The 19073-nt window shown below is 65.9% G+C and carries 18 protein-coding genes, 1 tRNA gene and 1 rRNA gene; 12 read left to right on the top strand and 8 right to left on the bottom strand.

Features of this window, described 5'->3' with window-relative positions:
• Both rrf and ACFQ4G_RS12185 read left to right on the top strand, forming a co-directional pair.
• Window positions 1–81: ribosomal RNA gene (gene rrf, locus ACFQ4G_RS22040) — 5S ribosomal RNA — on the top strand; the annotation flags it as partial.
• An 83-nt stretch (window positions 82–164) separates the two neighbouring features.
• A tRNA-Met gene (locus tag ACFQ4G_RS12185) sits at window positions 165–241 on the top strand.
• A 227-nt stretch (window positions 242–468) separates the two neighbouring features.
• Here the strand turns inward: ACFQ4G_RS12185 and dusA are convergent.
• A complete protein-coding gene (gene dusA / locus ACFQ4G_RS12180; RefSeq protein WP_379040273.1) occupies window positions 469–1491 on the bottom strand; it encodes a tRNA dihydrouridine(20/20a) synthase DusA in 1023 nt (340 codons plus the stop codon).
• 680 nt (window positions 1492–2171) lie between these two features.
• On the opposite strand from dusA, the gene ACFQ4G_RS12175 reads away from it, so the two are divergent.
• Complete coding sequence (locus ACFQ4G_RS12175; RefSeq protein ID WP_238206430.1) at window positions 2172–3590, top strand: glycosyltransferase family 61 protein; 1419 nt, start codon at window positions 2172–2174, stop codon at window positions 3588–3590.
• A gap of 223 nt (window positions 3591–3813) precedes the next feature.
• On the opposite strand, the gene ACFQ4G_RS12170 is transcribed toward ACFQ4G_RS12175, so the two are convergent.
• Window positions 3814–4404, bottom strand: a complete 591-nt coding sequence (locus tag ACFQ4G_RS12170; RefSeq protein ID WP_238206432.1) for an urease accessory protein UreE — start codon at window positions 4402–4404, stop codon at window positions 3814–3816.
• 219 nt (window positions 4405–4623) lie between these two features.
• On the opposite strand from ACFQ4G_RS12170, the gene ACFQ4G_RS12165 reads away from it, so the two are divergent.
• From ACFQ4G_RS12165 to ACFQ4G_RS12155, 3 genes are all read left to right on the top strand, one after another.
• Window positions 4624–4893 carry a hypothetical protein gene (locus ACFQ4G_RS12165; RefSeq protein ID WP_018042474.1) on the top strand — a complete coding sequence of 90 codons (270 nt, stop codon included), beginning with the start codon at window positions 4624–4626 and terminating at the stop codon, window positions 4891–4893.
• A gap of 218 nt (window positions 4894–5111) precedes the next feature.
• Window positions 5112–5837, top strand: coding sequence for a TerB family tellurite resistance protein (locus ACFQ4G_RS12160; protein WP_238206434.1), 726 nt, complete (start codon window positions 5112–5114; stop codon window positions 5835–5837).
• 22 nt (window positions 5838–5859) lie between these two features.
• Entirely contained in the window at window positions 5860–6630 is a 771-nt protein-coding gene (locus ACFQ4G_RS12155; RefSeq protein WP_238206436.1) for an N-acetylmuramoyl-L-alanine amidase, read from the top strand.
• A gap of 118 nt (window positions 6631–6748) precedes the next feature.
• Here ACFQ4G_RS12155 and ACFQ4G_RS12150 read toward each other — a convergent pair whose 3' ends face one another.
• Window positions 6749–7762: a TerC family protein gene (locus ACFQ4G_RS12150; protein ID WP_238206438.1), complete on the bottom strand. Its 1014-nt coding sequence runs from the start codon at window positions 7760–7762 to the stop codon at window positions 6749–6751.
• A gap of 315 nt (window positions 7763–8077) precedes the next feature.
• Between ACFQ4G_RS12150 and ACFQ4G_RS12145 the strand changes: the two genes are divergently transcribed.
• The 4 genes from ACFQ4G_RS12145 (at window position 8078) to ACFQ4G_RS12130 (ending at window position 12213) form a co-directional block, all read left to right on the top strand.
• Window positions 8078–8887: a DNA-binding protein gene (locus tag ACFQ4G_RS12145; protein WP_238206440.1), complete on the top strand. Its 810-nt coding sequence runs from the start codon at window positions 8078–8080 to the stop codon at window positions 8885–8887.
• Between the two features lie 5 nt (window positions 8888–8892).
• Window positions 8893–10380: a M48 family metalloprotease gene (locus tag ACFQ4G_RS12140; protein WP_238206442.1), complete on the top strand. Its 1488-nt coding sequence runs from the start codon at window positions 8893–8895 to the stop codon at window positions 10378–10380.
• Between the two features lie 156 nt (window positions 10381–10536).
• Complete coding sequence (locus ACFQ4G_RS12135) at window positions 10537–11808, top strand: ATP-binding protein (RefSeq protein ID WP_238206444.1); 1272 nt, start codon at window positions 10537–10539, stop codon at window positions 11806–11808.
• A 12-nt stretch (window positions 11809–11820) separates the two neighbouring features.
• Window positions 11821–12213 carry a response regulator gene (locus tag ACFQ4G_RS12130; protein ID WP_238206446.1) on the top strand — a complete coding sequence of 131 codons (393 nt, stop codon included), beginning with the start codon at window positions 11821–11823 and terminating at the stop codon, window positions 12211–12213.
• Between the two features lie 4 nt (window positions 12214–12217).
• On the opposite strand, the gene ACFQ4G_RS12125 is transcribed toward ACFQ4G_RS12130, so the two are convergent.
• The 3 genes from ACFQ4G_RS12125 to ACFQ4G_RS12115 form a co-directional block, all read right to left on the bottom strand.
• The gene (locus ACFQ4G_RS12125; RefSeq protein ID WP_238206641.1) at window positions 12218–13981 is read right to left on the bottom strand and encodes an ABC transporter ATP-binding protein; all 1764 of its coding nucleotides are present in this window, start codon (window positions 13979–13981) and stop codon (window positions 12218–12220) included.
• A 201-nt stretch (window positions 13982–14182) separates the two neighbouring features.
• Entirely contained in the window at window positions 14183–15514 is a 1332-nt protein-coding gene (locus ACFQ4G_RS12120; protein ID WP_238206448.1) for an MFS transporter, read from the bottom strand.
• Window positions 15511–16233 carry a PRC-barrel domain-containing protein gene (locus ACFQ4G_RS12115; protein ID WP_238206643.1) on the bottom strand — a complete coding sequence of 241 codons (723 nt, stop codon included), beginning with the start codon at window positions 16231–16233 and terminating at the stop codon, window positions 15511–15513. Before ACFQ4G_RS12115 ends, ACFQ4G_RS12120 begins: the two co-directional genes overlap by 4 nt.
• A gap of 431 nt (window positions 16234–16664) precedes the next feature.
• Here ACFQ4G_RS12115 and ACFQ4G_RS12110 point away from each other — a divergent pair, with 431 nt between their 5' ends.
• Window positions 16665–17042 (top strand): hypothetical protein, encoded by a 378-nt coding sequence (locus tag ACFQ4G_RS12110; protein ID WP_238206450.1) that lies wholly within the window; start codon window positions 16665–16667, stop codon window positions 17040–17042.
• Window positions 17043–17123: 81 nt separating this feature from the next.
• On the opposite strand, the gene ACFQ4G_RS12105 is transcribed toward ACFQ4G_RS12110, so the two are convergent.
• Window positions 17124–17246, bottom strand: a complete 123-nt coding sequence (locus tag ACFQ4G_RS12105) for a hypothetical protein (RefSeq protein WP_379040266.1) — start codon at window positions 17244–17246, stop codon at window positions 17124–17126.
• Between the two features lie 564 nt (window positions 17247–17810).
• On the opposite strand from ACFQ4G_RS12105, the gene ACFQ4G_RS12100 reads away from it, so the two are divergent.
• Window positions 17811–18158, top strand: a complete 348-nt coding sequence (locus ACFQ4G_RS12100) for an SWIB/MDM2 domain-containing protein (protein WP_238206452.1) — start codon at window positions 17811–17813, stop codon at window positions 18156–18158.
• Between the two features lie 87 nt (window positions 18159–18245).
• Here the strand turns inward: ACFQ4G_RS12100 and ACFQ4G_RS12095 are convergent, their stop codons facing one another.
• Window positions 18246–19043, bottom strand: coding sequence for an SDR family NAD(P)-dependent oxidoreductase (locus ACFQ4G_RS12095; protein WP_238206453.1), 798 nt, complete (start codon window positions 19041–19043; stop codon window positions 18246–18248).
• Window positions 19044–19073: the final 30 nt, after the last annotated feature.

Below are 19073 nucleotides of genomic sequence, written 5' to 3'. Positions count from 1 at the left end.
CCATCTCGAACTCGGCCGTTAAACGCACCAGCGCCCATGGTACTGTGTCTCAAGACACGGGAGAGTCGGTCGCCGCCAGACCTGCACAGAACAAGACACACCCTCGCAAACGATCCAAAACCGGCCCGCACGGTCTCACACCGGCGCGCGGCACGACACCCTGGCGCGGGGTGGAGCAGCCCGGTAGCTCGTCAGGCTCATAACCTGAAGGTCACAGGTTCAAATCCTGTCCCCGCAACCAAAACCCTCACACACACACAACACCGAAAGCCCGCCGCGACACACATCGCAGCGGGCTTCGTCGTGTCAAAACACCCGCATCGGCGGCAATCGTGAAACCGAACCGCGCCTCTCGACCGTCTCGCGGGAAGGGGAGGGGGCTCCACGAACCTCATGCCCCGGATGACCGGCCCACACGTCACGGGCTCGGCTCATCCGACCGCGCGACCGACGGATGAGAAGGCCCATTCACGCGGCGTCAACCATCGCCCCCTCCAGCCGTGACACCTGAGCCACGGCCTCGCGGAGGGTCGAGAGATCGGCCTCGGCGCGTGTGCCGAATGTCGAGAGGTGCCTCCGATAGGCACGGGCGCCGGGCCGGCCGTTGAACAGGCCGAGCATATGCCGCGTGAGATTGTGCAGGCGAAGCCCTCGCTCCAGGGCCTCGGCGATCGTCGGAGCAAAGGCTTCCACCGCCTCGAACGCATCGGCGACAGCGGGGGGCTCGCCAAAGATCCGCTCGTCGACGTCGAGCAGAAGGGCCGGGTCGTTATAGGCCGCTCGCCCCATCATCACCCCATCCACATGGTCGAGCTGCGCCAGCGTCTGGTCGATCGTCGCGATGCCCCCATTGATGGCGATGGGCAGGGACGGGCGGCGCTGCTTCAACCGCGCGACGCGCCCGTAATCGAGGGGCGGCACGTCACGGTTCTCCTTCGGTGACAAGCCTTGCAGCCAGGCCTTGCGCGCATGGACGATCAGTCCGTCGACACCGGCCCGCTCCACCGCATCGACGAGCGCGTTCAGGGCGATCTCGGTATCCTGGTCGTCGACGCCGATCCGGCACTTCACGGTGACGGGCACCGAGACCGCGGCCTTCATGGCAGCGACGCAGTCTCCCACCAGGAGGGGATCCCGCATGAGGCAGGCGCCGAAACGGCCATCCTGAACACGGTCGGAGGGGCAGCCGACATTGAGATTGATCTCGTCGTAACCGAATCCTTCCGCGATCCGCGCCGCCTCGGCGAGATCGGCCGGCACCGAGCCGCCGAGCTGGACCGCCACCGGATGCTCGACGGGCGAGAAGCCGAGAAGCCGCTCCCGGTCACCGTGGATCACGGCATTGCTCGTGACCATCTCGGTATAGAGCCGGGCGCGACGCGACAGCACGCGATGGAACGACCGGCAATAGCGGTCCGTCCAGTCCATCATCGGTGCGACCGAGAAACGGTACGGGCTGAAATCGTTGAGTTTTTGAACGCTGTCAGTCACTTCGCGGGAATCTCGTGCTGTACTCGGTCCCGCTCGGGCGGGCTCGATACGCCTCATTCGTCTTCGCCTCTTACAGCACGCTGTAAGAGTTCGGCCCCCTGCTTCAGCGGGCTGCAAGGCTCCACGGGGACCATTGTCAAGCGGAAGCAGCGGACCGTCTTCACGGGATACCACGGGCAGATCGCCGTCCAAAGAGACGGGTGAACCATCGGGAAACCAGGACGTTCGGCCTGTGACCGACTACTGCTTGCTGGATCAACGACGATGAGTATGAGCCGGCTCATTTCAGCGCGCTGGTGAACGGCTTCTCTCTCCGTCAGACCGAAATTTTGATGACGGGACCGCTGAACGCTTGCGGATCGATGCGAGGGTCGAAGCAGAACGCGGATCGACTCGCCGTGATCTGGCAGGAGAAACACCCCGGACCCGTATTCTGCGCGAGAGACGCCTATGCTTGATCCCACACTGGATGGGGGAAATGACCGACCTCTCATCCTGCCATTTTTTGCCCCGCAGAAGCATCGCTCGAATTCAGCTCGGTGAATGCCGGAGAGGGTTCTTTTTTCGCCCCTGTGTCTTCTCCCATCACGATCTCTTGTGTACCCATCAAAGATGCGTGATTGCACGTCGTGGTGGCAGATATGAATTCGAGCTCTATGGCGCGACTGGCTGAATATAGGTTGGCAACCCTGGCCGATGCTCGGCGAGCGGTGTCCAACGGCCGTTGGCAGCAGATCTTGGACTGGGGCTGGGACGAGGCCTTCCTTCTTCAAAGCCATCATATCCTCAATGCCTACATTGCGGCAGCCTATGAGCTATCGCAGATCGACTCATTAAATAGGGCAGCAAATATCGTCTTCTTGGAGCGCTGGGATCGTACCCATCGCTATTCATTCGCACGGGCGTTCGTCGCGGCGGAACGATGCGATCTGGCCTGGAAAACCATTCAGGCTAATCCTGACCTTTCGAATGATCCTGCCTTTGTCAAGCAAGCACGCCGGTTGATCGCCTATTCTCAGGATGAAAACCTTCGTGCTGAGATCAAGGCGGCCATTGTGGTGGCCATGAAGGGCGGATCAGAAATTAGGCCTACGTCTTCCGAAATATCGTTTGCTTCCTCAACCTCAAGCCCGACCGTCATCGGCAAAGCAGTCGCCTCCATCAGCCCTCGCACCGCACCCCGTCATCTTGCGGCCTTCGAGATTGCAATGGAAAGTACGCGTAGGGGGCTCTCATCACCCAAGCGTCCCGCACTAAGCGAATATGAAAACGTATTCGTTGACCGCCATGGACAAATCTGGCTTGAAGACGGCGCCATCATCAAGACAACCGGCAAGGAAATATTTCAGGCTCGAAAGGATGATGTGCAGAATTTCGAAACTGCTGTCTATGGGATCAAAGAGACGCGTGGAATCTATCATTGGCTCGTCGATCGGGTCTCCAATTTTTCTTGGATGCTTCAAGATGGCTGCGACGCGTTTCCGATTCTTTTAAGTGATCGGGCCTCACCGTTTGAGGCACAGACGCTTTCGTTGGTCGATCTGGGCTGGCAATCCTATGCCGTCGGGCGGGCAGCATTCGTCAAGCGCTTGATCATTCCGCGCGTTGGATTCGGCGGCTTGATGTACTGGGAGCAGATTTCATCGATCTTCGATCGCCTCAAGGCGTATGCCGAGGAGATGGCGGAGACGCATTCCGTTACCCCATCGGAGCGCATCTACATCTCTCGCAGCGATGCCAAACGGCGGCCGCTGTCGAACGAGAAAGAGATAGAGGCTCGGCTGGTAAGCGATGACTACGAGATCGTCTCGTTCACGGGCATGCCGCTCTGGCAGCAATTCTTCATGGCGTCATCCGCACGCGAGATCGTGGCTCCTCACGGTGCCGGTCTTTCACATCTCGTCATGTGCAATCCGGGAACGAAGGTGACCGAGATCATTCCGGTTTCGGACGGAACGCACAAGCTGCGGTTCAACTATGCTCGCTTGAGCCTCGTGCGGGGTCATGACTATCGCGCGTGGCTCGAGCCTCAGATCGGCGAGCAGGATAGCTGGTCCGTGGATACGGATGCCTTCTTCGAGTTCCTGCACGCCCGCTGAGCGGCCGAGGCTCTCAGCCTCGATCCGCTCACGCCGGTGACGAGCTTTCGCCACCGCTCCGGTGCGTCCGGCTCGCTGACTTCGTGAGCGGCGCCGGCGCACGGACGAATGTTTCAGACATTCGACGCAACCGAAGCGATCGTCCGTCACCCCTCGGTGCCGATAGGGGAAAGCATCCGCCCGATGTCAGCCGGCCCGACGCCGCCCTCGCGGGCCGGCCAGCTCAATGATCGTGCTTGCAGTCCGGCCCATGCACATGCCCGTGATCCGAATGGTCGTGTGCGTGCGCATGCCCGTGGCCATGTCCGTGGTCGTGGTCATGGCCGTGGGCGTGCCCGTTATCATGGCCGTGGGCGTGTCCGTGGTCGTGGCCGCACTGGCTGTGATCGTGGGCTTCGCGCTCGGGCTTGAAGGCGCGCGACACGGGGGTCGCGGCGCAGCCCTGGCCGCGGATCAGTTCGGCATTGGCCGCGGTATCCGGCACGTAGAGGACGTCCTTGCCGATCTCGGCCGGGACGTGGCTTCCGCCGAGCTGCCAGGACAGGCGCATCAGGCGGATGGGATTCTCGGCGCGTATCTCGAGCAGCGATTCCGCGGCCGCGCGGATCGTCACCAAGCGCCCGTCATCGAGGCGAAACGCGTCGCCGTCCTCCACGGGGGACGGTTTCGCCAGCGCCAGGGTGAAGCTCACCCCCCCCGAGCCGGTGAGGATCGCAGGCGCACCCTGCCGGCCGGCATGATCGAGGGTCACGGTGTCCGCCACGGAATCGGGGCGGATGGCGGCTTTGCGGACGATGGCGGTGGCGCGCAGCATGGGTTCCTCGGAAGGTCCTGGGTCTCGTCGTCGTGTCGAGCATGCGTCGCCCGACGTGTCAGGCGCGCATCAGTAGAGGGTTTTTCGCCGGAACGGAAAGCGTGGCCGGAACCGTTCTCGCATCCTGTGCATTCCACGAAAGGAATGGCTAAGCTACGTCGCGCAAGGTCACCTCGGCGAAAAGCCGGGAAACAAAACGCACAAGGGAGTCTCGGGACCATGAAGAAGCTCATTGCCGCTACCCTCGCCGGGGCTCTCGCCCTCTCGCTCGGCGCCTGCAACACTCCCCAGGATCGTGCCCTCGGCGGCGCCGGTCTCGGCGCGCTGGCCGGTGCGGCCATCGGCGGCGCTGCCACCGGTCGTGCGGGCGGCGCGCTGGCCGGTGCGGCCATCGGCGGCGCCAGCGGCGCGATCATCGGCGCCGGCACCGCGCCGCGCTGCCCCTACGGCACCTATCGCGACGCCTACGGCGACGTGTACTGCCGCTGAGACGGTTCTCCTTTCGGGAGACGGTCAGGGCCGGGGCGCATGCCTCGGCCCTTTTTCATGCCGCGGGGACAAGACGGACGAGGGGCATTTGCCGTATGCGGGTCTGCCCGAGCAAACCGGTCCAGGGCCGGACGACCACCCGCGATGCCGATGCCGCCTCACTACGATCTCCACTCGACCGCCACGAAAACCCGCCGCCCCGACGATGGCGCTTCGACGTGAGCGCCGGCATCTGGGGAAAGCTCGGCGGCGCCGGAATCGGCCTCGCCATCGGTGGCCCGATCGGTGGGCTGGTCGGCGGGGTCGCCGGCCACTTCCTGGTGGATCGGGAGGGAGCTTTGTTCGGCGCCACGCCGAAGGACGTGGTCTTCACCACCGGTCTGGTGGCCCTCGCCGCCAAGATGGCGAAATCCGACGGCGTGGTGACACCCTCCGAAGTCGAGGCCTTCGCCAGGGTGATCCAGGTGGGAGAGCGGGAACGGGCCGGGGTCGAGCGCCTGTTCGACCTCGCCAAGGGGACATCGGCGGGGTTCGAGGCCTATGCCAGGCAGATGGCGACGGCGTTTCGCGACGAGCCGGCCTTGCTGGAGGATGTGCTGGACGGTCTGTTCCACATCGCCAAGGCCGATGGCGCGATCCACGAGGCGGAAGAGCGCTACCTGCGGGCGGTGGCCGCGACCTTCGGCTTCGACGACGTCGCCTTCCGGCGCATCGCCGCCCGCCATGTCCGGCTCGCGGACGATCCCTACCTCGTCCTCGATCTCGACCACGACGCGAGCGATGCGGAGGTGAAGGCCCGGCATCGGGTGCTGGTGGTGGAGAACCATCCCGACCGTGCGATCGCGCGGGGCCTGCCGCCCGAGGCGGTGGCGATCGCGACCGGGCGGCTCGCCGCCATCAATGCCGCCTATGACCGGATCGCGGCCGAGCGGGGCCTGCGCTGAGGCGCGACGAGGGGACAGCCGCATGAAACCCACGCCAGAGAGCCCGGTGGCGACCAGCGTGATGCCCTCGCCCAACCACGGCGAGCGCCGGGGCGGGCCGCCGACCATGCTGGTCCTGCATTATACCGGAATGGAGAGCGCGGCCGCCGCTCTGCAACGCCTCGCCAATCCGATGTCCGAGGTCTCGGCGCATTACGTCGTCCTCGAGGACGGGCGAGTGATCCAGATGGTGCCGGAAGGGCGCCGAGCCTGGCATGCCGGGGCCGGCGCCTGGGGCCGTACGGCTTTCGGCGTCGAGCGGGACATCAATTCCCGGTCCATCGGGGTCGAGATCGTCAATGGCGGGCATGCCGGCGGCCTGCCGCCTTACCCGCCGGTCCAGATCGAGGCGGTGATCGCGCTTTGCCGTGACCTCGTCATCCGCTGGGGCATCGCGCCCTGGCACGTGCTGGCGCATTCCGACGTCGCGCCGGAGCGGAAGGAGGATCCCGGCGAGCATTTCCCGTGGGATCGTCTCGCGACGGCGGGGATCGGGTACCATGTGCCGGCGGCGCCGATCCGCGACGGACGGTTCTTCGCCGAGGGCGATGGCGGCCAGCCGATCGAGGCGTTGCAGGCCATGTTCGCGCTCTACGGCTACGACCTTCCGGTGACGGGAGTCTTCGATCCGCGGACGAAGGCCGTGGTCACGGCCTTCCAGCGCCGGTTCCGCCAGGAGCGCGTAGACGGCGTCGCCGATGCGTCGACCATCACGACCTTGCGGGATCTCCTGGCCGGATTGCCGTCGCGCTGAGGGCGTCCGACGCCGCCTCGCATCCTCGCATCGTCCCCGAATGCCCCGCGCTGGCCGGTGGGCATCCCGGAAGGGGCCCGCCCATGATGCTCACTCGGTATCGCGCGACGCGAACGTCTCAGGCGCGCTGCGAGATACGCTCTGCGCCCTCGTCCCCGGCACTCCCCCGCGTGCGCCACAGGCTGTAGGCGACGCCTCCGGCCAGCAGGACCAGCGTGACGGCCAACGAGACCCACGGCGGGACGTGGACGAGGTCGAACGTATCGGCGACCACGATCTTAGCGCCGATGAAGATCAAGATGAAGGCGAGGGCGGTCTTGAGGTAGGCGAAACGATCGACCATGGCGGCCAGCGCGAAGTAGAGCGCGCGGAGCCCGAGGATCGCGAAGATGTTCGACGTGTAGACCACGAACGTATCGGTGGTGATCGCGAAGATCGCCGGCACGCTGTCGACGGCGAAGATCACGTCCGCGCCGTTTACCAGGATCAGCCCGAGGGCGAGTGGCGTGAACCACAGGACGTTCCGGCCGGTCTCGGGGTCGGGCTTGCGCACGACGAAGCGCTGGCCATGCATCTCCGGCGTGATGCGCATGACCTTGCGCAGCATCCGCACCATGGCGTTGTCCTGAATGTCGCCGGCTTCCTCTTCCTTGCCGAACAGCATCTTGAGGCCGGCGAAGATCAGGAAGGCGGCAAAGATCGACAGGACCCAGGCGGCCTGATGGACGAGCGCCGCGCCGAGACCGATCATCAGCCCGCGCAGGACGACCGCGGCGAGGATGCCCCAGACGAGCACCCGGTGCTGGGCGGAGCGGGGGATGCCGAGAGAGGTGAGGATGACGGCGATGACGAAGACGTTGTCCATCGACAGCGACTTCTCGACCACGAGGCCGGCCACGTATTCCTGTGCCGGCTGAGCCCCGAGATACCACCAGATCCAACCGCCGAAGGCGAGACCGAGGCTGAAATAGAAGGCGGTGAGAAGGAGGCTCTCCTTCACGCCGATCTCGTGATCCTTGTCGCGGTGCAGCAGGCCGAGGTCGAAGGCCAGGAGGCCGGCGACCAGGGCATGGAACCCAAGCCACATCCAGACGGGCTTGCCGAGCCATTCGACGAACAGAAGATCTACCATGCAGGACCGTCGATGCTTCGCGTAACGCAGGAAAGCATCGGCTCCGACATCACGGATGGCATGTGAGCGCATCCGCCAGAGGGGCCCGCAGCCGATTTTCGTTAGCTGGGCACGGTGGCGACGGTAATCAAGGGATGATTCCGATCGGTCTCCCGAGCCGCCGGGCGACCGATCCCGACAGTTTTACCGGTGTGGCTCACCGGCCGCAGCAGGGGGCAAACCAACCATCGACACGCCGCGCTTCCTTGTTTTGCTGCAATGCGACGCTCCACAATGCCCCTCGGTCGCTGCGGTTCGGAATCGGTTGGGCGGAGGGTGCAGAACGTGACGGTGGGGCGGCGGGCCGGACTGGTTCTGAAGGTGGCGAGCCTGGCGCTCGTCGTCGCCGCGCCAGCGAGGGCCGAGGCGGCGCGGGCCGTCACGCCCGAATGCCGGATCGGATCGCTGCGGCAGGATTCGCTGGCGGCCCTGGGTGAGCGCGGCGAGATGCTGCTGACCTCGGGAAGCCGGGCGGTCCTCGACGGTATCCGGTGGCCGGCGGAGGACGATGCCGGAGCCCGCCTGTGGCTCCTCCGGTATCGGGACCGCACTCTCACCATTCTGCCGCGCGGAGAGCCCGATCGCTGGGGGCGGGCGCATGTGGATGCGGCCGTCGCCGACGAGGCGGTCGATCTCGCCGGCGGGCTGGTCGGGGAGGGGCTCGCCTATGCCGATGCCGGGGAGCGCGACACGCTGTGCCGGCCGGCGCTCCTGAACCTGGAAACGGCGCCCCGCTCGGCGGGACTCGGTCTGTGGAACTCCGGCCTTCGCGAAGGCCGGGATGGGGCCGCCCTGCGCGCGGCGACCGGGCGTTTCGTCGTGGCACAGGGCCGGGTCCTGAACGTCGGCGAGCGCTCTTCCCGGACCTATCTCGATTTCGCCAGGCGGGGTGAGGACGGCTTGACGGTAACCGTGTCGAAACGCACTTGGCGCCAGTTGCGGGAACGTGGTCTGAGTGCGGCGACGCTGCGGGGGCGGCTCGTCAGGATCCGTGGCGTCGTGGAGGCATGGCGCGGCCCGACCCTCGACATCGCGAGCGCGGACATGATCGAACTTCTGGATGAGGAGCGGGCGCTTCGGCGCTGAACGGCATGAGCGGGGGGCTGACACGACATCGCGGATACGGGGCCGGCCTCGGCGGGCTGCTCCCTGCGTCGCTCATTCTGTCGCTACTGCTTGCAGGGTGCGGTGCCGATCAGACGGGCGCCCTGCTGCAGCCGGCGGCGATCAAGGTTCCCGCCGAGGCCCCCCGGACCACCGGTCGTGAGCGCACGGCGTCGGATGCCGATCATGCCAAGCTCGTCGCTTCGTTCGGCGGCGAGTATCGCTCTCCAGCCGCGCTTCGCCTGCTGACGGAGGTGACCGATCGTCTCGTCAAGGCCACCGATCGGCCGGAAGAGGCCTACGCGGTCACCCTTCTCGATTCTCCCGTCATCAACGCCTTCGCATTGCCCAACGGACGCCTCTACGTGACGAGGGGCCTGCTGGCGCTCGCCAGCGATACCTCCGAGATCGCGGCGGTGCTCGCGCACGAGATCGCCCACGTCACCCTGCGCCACGCCACGGCGCGGACCGAACTCGCCCTGCGCTCACAGCTCGTGAGCAAGGTGGTGGCCGACGTACTGAACGATCCGGCGACCGGCGCGCAGCTTCAGAACCAGTCGAAATTCGCGCTGGCCCGCTTCTCCCGCGACCAGGAACTCGAAGCCGACGGCATCGGTGTTAGGACCCTGGCACGAGCGGGCTATGATCCGTTCGGTGCCGGGCGCTTCCTCAACTCGCTCAACCGTACCACCAACATGAAGACCGGCACGGGCATGGCCGGCGAGCCCGACATGCTCGCGACCCATCCCGGCACCAGCGAGCGCATCACCCTCGTCACGCGCGCGGCACGCCTCATCGGCGCGCCAGGCCTCGGGGTCGACGAACGTGCACGCTATCTCGCCGCGATCGACGGCATCGCTTACGGCGACAATCCCGGAGACGGGATCGTCAAGGGCCGCCGTTTCCTCCATCCCGGCCTCGGCATCGCCTTCGAAGTGCCGGAGGGGTTCACGATCGAGAACACGCGCAATGCGGTGCTCGGCGCAACCGGTGAGGGCAGCCGACGGCTGCTCTTCGATCAGGTCGAGAGCCATGTGGGCCAGAGCCTGGAGGAGGTGCTACGCGCCACCTGGAGCGATGCCATCGAAGCGAGTTCGGTGGAGAACCGCATGATCGCCGGAAATTCGGCGGTCACTGCATTGTCGCGTGGAAAGGACTGGACCTTCCGCCTCGCCGCTATCCGGGTCGGCGAGACCACCTTCCGCATGATCATGGCGGCCAAGGGCGGCACCGATCCGGACGGAGCGTTCCGGCGCTGGACGGAAAGTCTGTCCGGTGTGGGGCCCGAGGAGGTGAGATCGCTGCGCCCGCTGCATATCCAGGTGGTGACCGCTGGCCCAACCGATACGGCCGACGAACTGGCGCGGCGCATGATCGTCCCCGATCGGCCCCTGGATCGGTTCCTCGTTCTGAACGAGTTGGAACGGGGCGCCGTCATCCGACCCGGACAGACCTACAAGCTCGTCGTCGAGTAGAGGCGGCCTGAGCCCGGCGTCGTAGCTCAATGGCGACCGTGTCGACGCTTCGCGGCGTCTTGGCCATTCCCCAATTCGAAAAAATCGGCCACCGTCGCCCTTTGGCGCCACCGCGTCGCCTCGGAGCGCGCGGACGGCTTTGCTGGGCGACGGGCGATGCTCGATATCCTTTCGCGCTTCCTGGACCGGAGCAGCCTGTCCCCGCACGGAATCTGTCTGTTGTGGCGGCCGGAGCTGGTCTGGACCCATGTGATCTCCGATCTCGTCATCGGGCTCGCCTATTTCTCGATCCCGATCGCCCTCGGCGTTTTCGTGACGCGGCGCCGCGACGTCGCCTTCGGCTGGATCTTCTGGGCCTTCGCGATCTTCATCCTTGCGTGCGGCACGACGCATTTCTTCTCGGTCTGGACCCTATGGGTGCCCGATTACGCCGCCGAGGCCTTGGTGAAGGCGCTGACCGCTGTCGTGTCCATCGTGACGGCGGCTTTGCTCTGGCCGCTTCTGCCGAAGGCGCTGGCGCTACCCTCACCGAGCGAGCTGGAGCGCGCCAACATCGAACTCTCCAAGCGGGTCAAGGAGCGCGACGACGCGCTGGAGGCGCTTCGCCTCGCCAATGCGGAAAGGGACCGGGCGGAGGAGATGCTGCGCCAGACCCAGAAGATGGAGGCGATCGGTTCGCTGACCGGGGGCGTCGCTCATGACTTCAACAATCTGCTCGGCATCGTCATCGGCAACCTCGACCGGCTCGAGCGCAGCGTCGCCGGCAATGCGAGCGACAGCAAATCCGTGCAGGACGCGCTCACGGGGGCGGAGCGGGCCGCCTCCCTCGTCCAGAAGATGCTCGCCTTCGCCCGCCGCCAGCCACTCCGCCCCATCCGCATCGACGTCAACCGTCTGATCGAGGATCTCGCCGCCCTGATCCGTGGCGCGTTGAGCGGAACCGGCACGTGCAGTCTGGAGCTCTCCACGGGGCTCTGGCCGGTCAGGATCGATGCGAACCAGCTCGAGAACGTTCTTCTGAACCTGGCGGTCAATGCGCGTGACGCCATGCCGAACGGCGGCAGCGTGACGATCCGGACCCGCAATGTCATGGCCGTCGAAGCCGCTGCCATCGAGGGATTATCGAGGGCCGATCACGTGGTCATCGTCTTCGAGGATACCGGTACGGGCATGCCGCCGGAGGTGGTCGCGCGGGCGTTCGAGCCGTTCTTCACCACGAAGAATGTGGGCGAGGGGACCGGGCTCGGACTCAGCCAGGTCTTCGGCTTCGTGAAGCAGTCGGACGGTCACGCCGCGCTTGTCAGCCGGCTCGGAACCGGTACCAGTGTGTATCTCTACCTGCCGCGCTTGCTGCCGGCGCACGCTGCCACCGAGATCACGGCCGATCCCGTCCCGCACGATGGCCATGTGGTCTTTCGTCCAGCTTGAGCGGAGCTACTTATGGGAAATCAAATTTCCGAGTCCGTCGCCAAGCCGCGCGTCCTCATCGTCGAGGATGAGGTGATGCTCCTCGAAGTCATCACCGCGCATCTCGAAGAGGCCGGTTACGACGTGGATCAGGCGCTCAATGCAGAAGTCGCGCTCGATATCCTCAAGAGCGGCAGAAAGGTCGATGTCCTCTTCACGGACATCAGGTTGCCGGGTGCCATGGATGGCTGGCAACTCGCCGAGGCTGCTCGCGAAATCCGACGGAAACTGCCGGTGATCTATGCCACCGGCTTCTCGCATACGCCGCCCCGACTGGCGGAGGGTGCCGTCTTTTTCTCGAAGCCCTATCGAGCGGCCGCCATCATCCGCGCCATCCAGGGTTTCGAGATCTCGCCGATCGCCTGATCGGTCACGCGGCGGCGAGGGAGAGCGACATCGATTCCTTTTTCATCAGTTCACGATAGAAACCATCGAGATGCGTGAGCTTGTCCGGCGAGCCGTCCTGGATGATGCGACCGCCCTCAAGCACCACGATCCGGTCGAAATCCTTGAGGGTCGAAAGGCGGTGAGCGATGGCGATGACCGTGCGGCCCTTCATCAGATTGGCGAGGGCGTGACGGATCGCTTCCTCGGATTCCGCATCGAGGGCGGAGGTTGCCTCGTCGAGGAGAAGGATCGGAGAATCCTTCAGGATGGCGCGGGCGATGGCGATGCGCTGGCGCTGACCACCGGACAGCTTCACACCTCGGTCGCCCACGATCGTGTCGAACCCCTCGGGCAGGGCATCGATGAAGTCGGTGCAATGGGCCGCTGCGGCTGCCTTCCAGACATCCTCGTCCGAGGCGTCCGGCCGGCCGTAGCGGATGTTCTCACGCAGCGTGCGGTGGAACATGGAGACGTCCTGCGGCACCACCGTGATCGCCTCGCGTAGCGAATCCTGTGTCACGCGGTTGATGTCCTGGCCGTTGAGCAGGATCTTCCCGCCCTGGACCTCGTAGAACCGCTGAAGCAGCGAGAACAGGGTGGACTTGCCGCCGCCGGACTTGCCGACGAGGCCGATGCGCTGCCCCGGCTCGATCTTGACGTTGAAATCCGTGAACACGGCGCGGCCGTCGGGATAGGAGAAGGCGACGTGGTCGAAGTCGATCTCCGCACCGGTGCCCGAGAGCGGCATGGCTTCCGGGTGATCGATCAGGTCGTGCGGCTGGAGCAGGGTGTGCAGGGCCTCGGCCAGACGGGCCGTGTGCTGGGTGGCGTCCACGAGGGCCACTGCGAGATCTCGGGTGGCGGCGAGGATGCGGATGCCGAGGGTGCAGACGAGCACCACCTGACCGTTCGTCGCCTGTCCGGCTTCCCACATGGTGATCGCCCAGTACAGCAATCCGAGCACGGCGAAGACCGTCAGGATCGCGTGAACGATCCGGAGCTTCTCGAGATAGAGCAGCGACGAGCGGCGCGAGCGCATCTCCACGCCGATGGTCCCGTCGAACCGCTTGTACTCGCGCTTGAACGCCGAGAAGGCACGGACCAGCGGCATGTTGCCGACGAGATCCACCATCTCGCCGTCGACACTCGCGGCCTTGGCGGCGAAGTCGTGGTGGAGGGGTTTGCCCGCAGCCGCCATCTTGAACATCAGCACGACGACGGCGGCGAAGATCCCGGCCAGGACCGCGGCCATCGTGAGATTGACGGTGGCGATGTAGACGATCGACAGGAAGGCCGCGACGCAGGGCGGCATCACGTTGAACACGAACATGTTCTCGACCGTGAAGATCGCGTTCGAGGTCGCCGTGATGCGCGAGGCCAGCGTTCCCGGCTGCCGATCGGCGAAGAAAGACGGCGAGTGGCCGGTCATGTGGCGGAACAGGTCGCGGCGGATATCGCCGGTCACGCCGACGAAGGTGAAGGAGCCGACGAGGCTCGCCACGCGCCAGAGCATGTTGTCGACGGCGATGAAGGCGATGAGGACCGCCAGCGCCCCCCAGATCAGGCCGGCGCTCGGACCCTTGCTCAGAGCATCGACGACGCCCTTCAGCGCGTAGTCCGTGCTCACCGAGAAACCGACGGCTCCGAGGACGGCGAAGAGAATCACCAGATGGGGCAGCGCCCGCCGCTTGAGATACCGCCCCACGAAGGCGAAGGGCCTGTCGGCGTAGACGCAGAGGTCTTCCATCTGGGTGACCATCCCGGTGCTCATTCTTGTCTGTCGGATGCTGACGTATCCCGTGCGCAGGCCGCACGAAACCGTGAGCCCATAGGTCGCAACGCAAATCTCGGCCAAGCGTTGCAGGCTGCCGTCAAGCTTCGGTCCTCGATACCGAGAAAACCTGAACGGGTGTTGATCGGCAAGCGAATTCGATACCGCTTCCTCTCTTCAGACCGCTTCGGAGCGACGGGTCTCGGGCATGATCAGGGCGAGCAGGGCGAAGCCGGCCAGCCCGACGATCGCGAGACCGAGAAAGGCGCTGTGGCTGCCGAGATGATCCGCCATGATCCCCGCCAGGGACGTCGACAGGGCCGCGCCGATACCCATGGCGGTCCCGACCGCACCCAGCGCCAGATTGAATCGTCCGGTGCCGCGTGTGACGTCGGAGACCACGAGGGGAACCATCACGCCGAACACGGCCGCCGAAATGCCGTCGAACACCTGGATCGCCACGAGCAGTTCGGGGCTGTCGGTATAGGCGAAGAGCAGACCGCGGATCGGCAGGGCCGCAAAACCGATGAGCAGGAGCGGGCGGCGGCCCCACTTCTCGGCCGCCCGACCGACGGCGGGGCCGGAAATCGCCAGAACGACCTGGGGCACCACGATGCAGGCGGCGATGAGGGCCGTCGCGGTCTCGCTGGCGCGCAGGGTCAGCATGCTGCCGACCAGCGGCAGCATGGCCGCGTTGGCGAGGAAGAACAGGGTCATGCAGGCGGCAAAGCACAGCAAGGCCCGATTGGTGACGATGGCCTTCAGCGCGCCTTCCTTGGGCCGCGCCTCCGGCTCTTCCGCCCGGCGCCCCTGCACCGGCACCGCGCCCGGGCGGATGAACGAGAGTGCGATCAGGGTCGGGACCATCAGAAACGCCGTGAGGTAGAACACGGCGTCGTTCGACAGGTAGTAGCCGCAGGCGCCCATGAGGGCCGCCGCCACGGCGTTGCCCAGGGCCGAGAAGCTGGCATTGCGTCCGAGCCGCTCACCGGCCCGATGATGCCCGACAAGGCCGATGCTGATGGCGGCGATCGCCGGCGTGAGGATGCAGCTCGCCGCCGAATGCGCCGCCATGGCGAGCAGGACGATGAGGAAGCTCGGCCACATGGCGAGGGCGAAGGCGCTCAGCGAAATCGCCACCACCGAGAGCCCGGCCGCGAAGCGACGTGAGCGGACGGCGTCGACGAAGGCACCGCCCGGCACCTGCCCGAGCAGACTGACGAGGCTCCCGACGGTGAGGGCGAAGCCGATATCGGACTGGGTCCACTGCGCCTGCGTGAAGTACACGGCGAGGAACGGGCCGAAGCCGGTCTGAAGGTTCGCGACGAAGAACGCGAAAGCGTCGAGCCCCCGCCGGCTCTTGACCGAAACGGCCTGCATGTCGGTCGAAACCTCTCCAGGCATCTCGGTATACGCGTCTCGCCTTACGGTGCCACGCGGCCGGAATTCCGACCTCGGCGCTTCACGAGGCTTGATGACGCGTCGATTCTGCGGGCGAGGGACCGTCATTTGTCCGGCGTTTTCTCGGCCGGCTTGTCGGGAGACGGAGAGGGAACGGGGCTCGCCTGCGGAGCCGCGGGCGCTGACGGCGCCTGGACCGGAGCGGCGGCGGGAGGAGCCGCAGGAGTCGATGCCTGATCGCCATCGGCCGGCACACTTGGGCTCGCCGGGCCCAGCACGACGATGGGGTCTCCCGGCTTGTATTCCGGCGAGACGCGAACCTGGTTTCGGCTCAGCTGGAGCACGAGGCGGCTCGGCTTGCCATCCGGCGTGAAGCGCATGGAGCGCCAGTCCACGGCGATCTTGCGTGACCCCACGCCGAGAAACCCACCGAAATCGATGATCGCGGCACGAGGACGTCCGTCCTTGTCGAGGATGATGTCGATGATCCGGCCCATATCCTCGCCGGTGGAGCTACGGACGGCCTTGCCGAGGACCCCCTCGTAATCCTGGGTGTCGAGGACCGTCGCCGGTGTCCCCGTCGGCAGGACGGGAGCGGCCGCGTTCGGAGCAGGTTGTGCGGGAGCCGCAGGCGTCGCAGCCTGTGGAGGCGCCGCAGGTTGCGGGGGCGCCGCAGGTTGAGGAGGCACCGCGACCTGAGGGGCGGGCGCCGCTACCGGCGCGGCGGGAGCGGCCGGCTGTGCTTCGCTCGGCGGTGCGTCGGCCGGGGCGTTGCCCTCGGCGGTGGCGGCTGCGGCCCAAAGGGTGATCGACGCGGCGGCGATCATCCGGATAGTTCTGAACACGTGCGTTCCCCGAAGAAGCGTCTCGTCGGCCCCCGCTCAATCCGAGCCGTTCCGATGGGTTCCCATCTGCATGGGAGGGACGGCGTATGAGGGCGGACCAAGGCGAAGTTGTGGATGAGAAGGGCCGGTCGGCGATGCAGCGGCCCGGCAAGATGTCGTTTCGGCAAAAACCGGATTGGCGAGAAGCGGATTGGCAAGAACCGGACCGTCGTGGCCATGGTGGCGTGCAGCGCCGAGGGTGTCCAGGCGATCCACCATGCGATGACACCGAATTTTCCGCGGCTCGTGCAGGACGGGCGTGCCGAAAGCTCAGCGTTCGTCTGGTTTTCGCCTTTCGTGCATCGTAGAGATGCGCTCAAGAATGCAGGGCCACCCGCACTGGCCGGGGTGGAATACTCTTGAGGATCAAGTCGATGCGTCTTCCGTCGAACGCCTGCGCCGTGGCGCTCATCGCTGCGGCCCTGGGCGGCTGCCAAGCCCTCGGCGGCGGTGGCGGTGTCATGCCCGAGAGCGAGGTCGGACCGCCGCCCTCCATGCGTGGATCGATTCCCGGGGCGCAGCGCGCGCGCGCCGCCGAAGTCGACCCGGACGGCGCTCCCCTTCAGACAGCCCCGACGCGGCGGCTCGATCTCCCGAAATCCGCGGGCGGCCAGACCCGTTCCCAGGCGGAGGCCGAACGGCGCATCCGTCGCGAGGATATCGAGGGCGACACCACGAGCCGCTCGAGCTCCGGTGGACTTGCCCCGCAGATGGGATCGGGCGGCGCCGTCGGCCTCGGCGGTAAATTTTAACGTCCGTCGCGTCCGAACCGATCGCGATCGGTTCGGACGCCTGGCTTTCTCTTGAAACGTATGCTGCGGCTCCGTCGCCTGTCAGATCAGGTCGGCGACGCGCGCGCCCGCCCGGTCCCGACCCTCTGCCGAGACGAGACAGGCAAGGCCGGCGAGAAGCGTGCCGGAGGCGACGATGGAGAGGACGGCGACTGCAACGATCATGCATCGACTGTTCCTCATCGCGCTTAAGGGATCGTTGCCGGCACCTGGCGGAATCGGATTCTTCGCCAGAGAGAGGCGTTCCAGAGCGCCAGGACGAAAAAAATCGGATTGCCCATTGGTATGGGAGGGCTGAACGTCCGACAGGCTGCAAGAATGATCGATATCCGCTTCCTCGGCGCGACGGGAGCGATGTGAACCTCCTCGATCGACGGGGCCGCGCTCCTTCCCGGCGGCGGCACCTTCCAGCACGTAAGTGACTGAAGCGATGGAGCGAGTCGCCTTTCTGCCCGAACGGGGAAAGCGACCTCGTCGTGCATTCGTCTCGGTCCTCGCCGGTCACTCGCACGATCGTCGAAGTGGAATCCATGACATTCCGGCGGCCTCCGATCCGGCTTCGGCGGCCCATGTCGTCCCCGATATCCTCGTCGCTTCTGTGGATGGGTGGTCAGACTACGTGTTTCCCTCTTGGAACGCTCTCAGCACCGCTTAGTTGTTGCAGCTATGCGCTCCGAGGCCTTGGGCCGTGGGCGTGACGGCGCTCAAAGCCGACATCCGGAGGAACTCATGGCAACCAAGACCACGACGAAGGCCGACGACAAGCCGGCCGCCGAGAAGAAGACCGCTGCCAAGAAGACCGCTGCCCCGAAGGCCGAAGGCGCTGCCAAGCCCAACGCGTTGCAGCAGCCGCTGAAGCCTTCCGCAGAGCTCGCAGCCGTTGTCGGCGCCGCCTCGCTTCCGCGCGGCGAAGTGGTCAGCAAGGTCTGGGAATACATCAAGAAGCACAATCTTCAGAACCCCGAGAACAAGCGCGAGATCCTGGCCGACGACAAGCTCAAGAAGGTCTTCGGCAAGGACAAGTGCACCATGTTCGAGATGAACAAGCACCTCGCCGCCCATCTCAAGTCGGCCTGATCCCGATCCGGCCCGGCGCCTCTACAGTGCCGGGCAGGCTCGTCCGAGAGTTTCACGTCCCCACTGCCGTCGCGCTGGGCCTTCGTCTCAGGCGATATGCCGGATCACGCCGCCATCGACTCGGAGAGCCGCACCGCTCGTCGCGCTCGCAGCCGGGCTGCAGATGTAGGCCACCATGTTGGCGACCTCCTCCACCGTCGCCAGGCGGCCGATGAGAGAGGTAGAGCGGTGCTCGGCGACGAAGTCCCGGCCCATCGCATCGAGGTCGACCTCGCCGGTGTCCTTGGCCATCTTGGCCATGAAATCGGCGACGCCTTCCGACAGGGTCGGACCGGGAAGCACGCTGTTCACCGTGACGCCGCTGCCGGCCACGGTTTCGGCGAGGCCCCGCGAGACGGCGAGCTGGGCCGTCTTCGTCATCCCGTAATGGACCATCTCGACGGGGATATTGAGCCCCGACTCGCTCGAGATGAACACGACGCGCCCCCACCCCGCCTCGACCATGCCGGGCGTGTAGGCCCGTGAGAGGCGAACGCCGCTCATGACGTTGGTCTCGTAGAAGCGCAGCCAATCCTCGTCCGGAATGTCGAAGAAGGGTTTCGGCTCGAAGATGCCCGTGTTGTTGACGAGGATGTCGATGGCGGGCAGGCCCTTCACCACCTTCTCCGCCCCGCCAGCCGTTGCGATGTCGCCGGGCGCCGCGATGAAGCAGGTGGTGCCGGTCTCCTCCTTCAGGCGCGCGATCGCGGTTCGGACCCGGTCCGGTGTTCGCCCGTTGATCGCGACCGTGGCACCCATCTGGGCGAGGGCCCTGGCGATGGCGTAGCCGATCCCGGCGGTGGAGCCCGTCACGAGCGCGCGCCGGCCGTTCAGGTTCATATCCATGAGATCTGTCCTCCGTTGTCACCTCGGCGA

Source organism: Methylobacterium marchantiae, from assembly GCF_042679825.1.
Taxonomy (GTDB): domain Bacteria; phylum Pseudomonadota; class Alphaproteobacteria; order Rhizobiales; family Beijerinckiaceae; genus Methylobacterium; species Methylobacterium marchantiae.
The sequence above is the reverse complement of the archived record's forward strand: the minus strand, read 5'-3'. Positions and strand labels throughout refer to the sequence as shown.

Bases quoted from the DNA above. Each gene is read 5' to 3' on its own strand.
- ACFQ4G_RS12170 (WP_238206432.1), bottom strand. From the start codon at position 4,404: ATGCTGCGCGCCACCGCCATCGTCCGCAAAGCCGCCATCCGCCCCGAT.
- ACFQ4G_RS12165 (WP_018042474.1), top strand. From the start codon at position 4,624: ATGAAGAAGCTCATTGCCGCTACCCTCGCCGGGGCTCTCGCCCTCTCG.
- ACFQ4G_RS12155 (WP_238206436.1), top strand. From the start codon at position 5,860: ATGAAACCCACGCCAGAGAGCCCGGTGGCGACCAGCGTGATGCCCTCG.
- ACFQ4G_RS12150 (WP_238206438.1), bottom strand. From the start codon at position 7,762: ATGGTAGATCTTCTGTTCGTCGAATGGCTCGGCAAGCCCGTCTGGATG.
- ACFQ4G_RS12140 (WP_238206442.1), top strand. From the start codon at position 8,893: ATGAGCGGGGGGCTGACACGACATCGCGGATACGGGGCCGGCCTCGGC.
- ACFQ4G_RS12135 (WP_238206444.1), top strand. From the start codon at position 10,537: ATGCTCGATATCCTTTCGCGCTTCCTGGACCGGAGCAGCCTGTCCCCG.
- ACFQ4G_RS12130 (WP_238206446.1), top strand. From the start codon at position 11,821: ATGGGAAATCAAATTTCCGAGTCCGTCGCCAAGCCGCGCGTCCTCATC.
- ACFQ4G_RS12125 (WP_238206641.1), bottom strand. From the start codon at position 13,981: ATGGAAGACCTCTGCGTCTACGCCGACAGGCCCTTCGCCTTCGTGGGG.
- ACFQ4G_RS12120 (WP_238206448.1), bottom strand. From the start codon at position 15,514: ATGACGGTCCCTCGCCCGCAGAATCGACGCGTCATCAAGCCTCGTGAA.
- ACFQ4G_RS12115 (WP_238206643.1), bottom strand. From the start codon at position 16,233: ATGATCGCCGCCGCGTCGATCACCCTTTGGGCCGCAGCCGCCACCGCC.
- ACFQ4G_RS12110 (WP_238206450.1), top strand. From the start codon at position 16,665: ATGCGTCTTCCGTCGAACGCCTGCGCCGTGGCGCTCATCGCTGCGGCC.
- ACFQ4G_RS12105 (WP_379040266.1), bottom strand. From the start codon at position 17,246: ATGATCGTTGCAGTCGCCGTCCTCTCCATCGTCGCCTCCGGCACGCTT.
- ACFQ4G_RS12100 (WP_238206452.1), top strand. From the start codon at position 17,811: ATGGCAACCAAGACCACGACGAAGGCCGACGACAAGCCGGCCGCCGAG.
- ACFQ4G_RS12095 (WP_238206453.1), bottom strand. From the start codon at position 19,043: ATGGATATGAACCTGAACGGCCGGCGCGCGCTCGTGACGGGCTCCACC.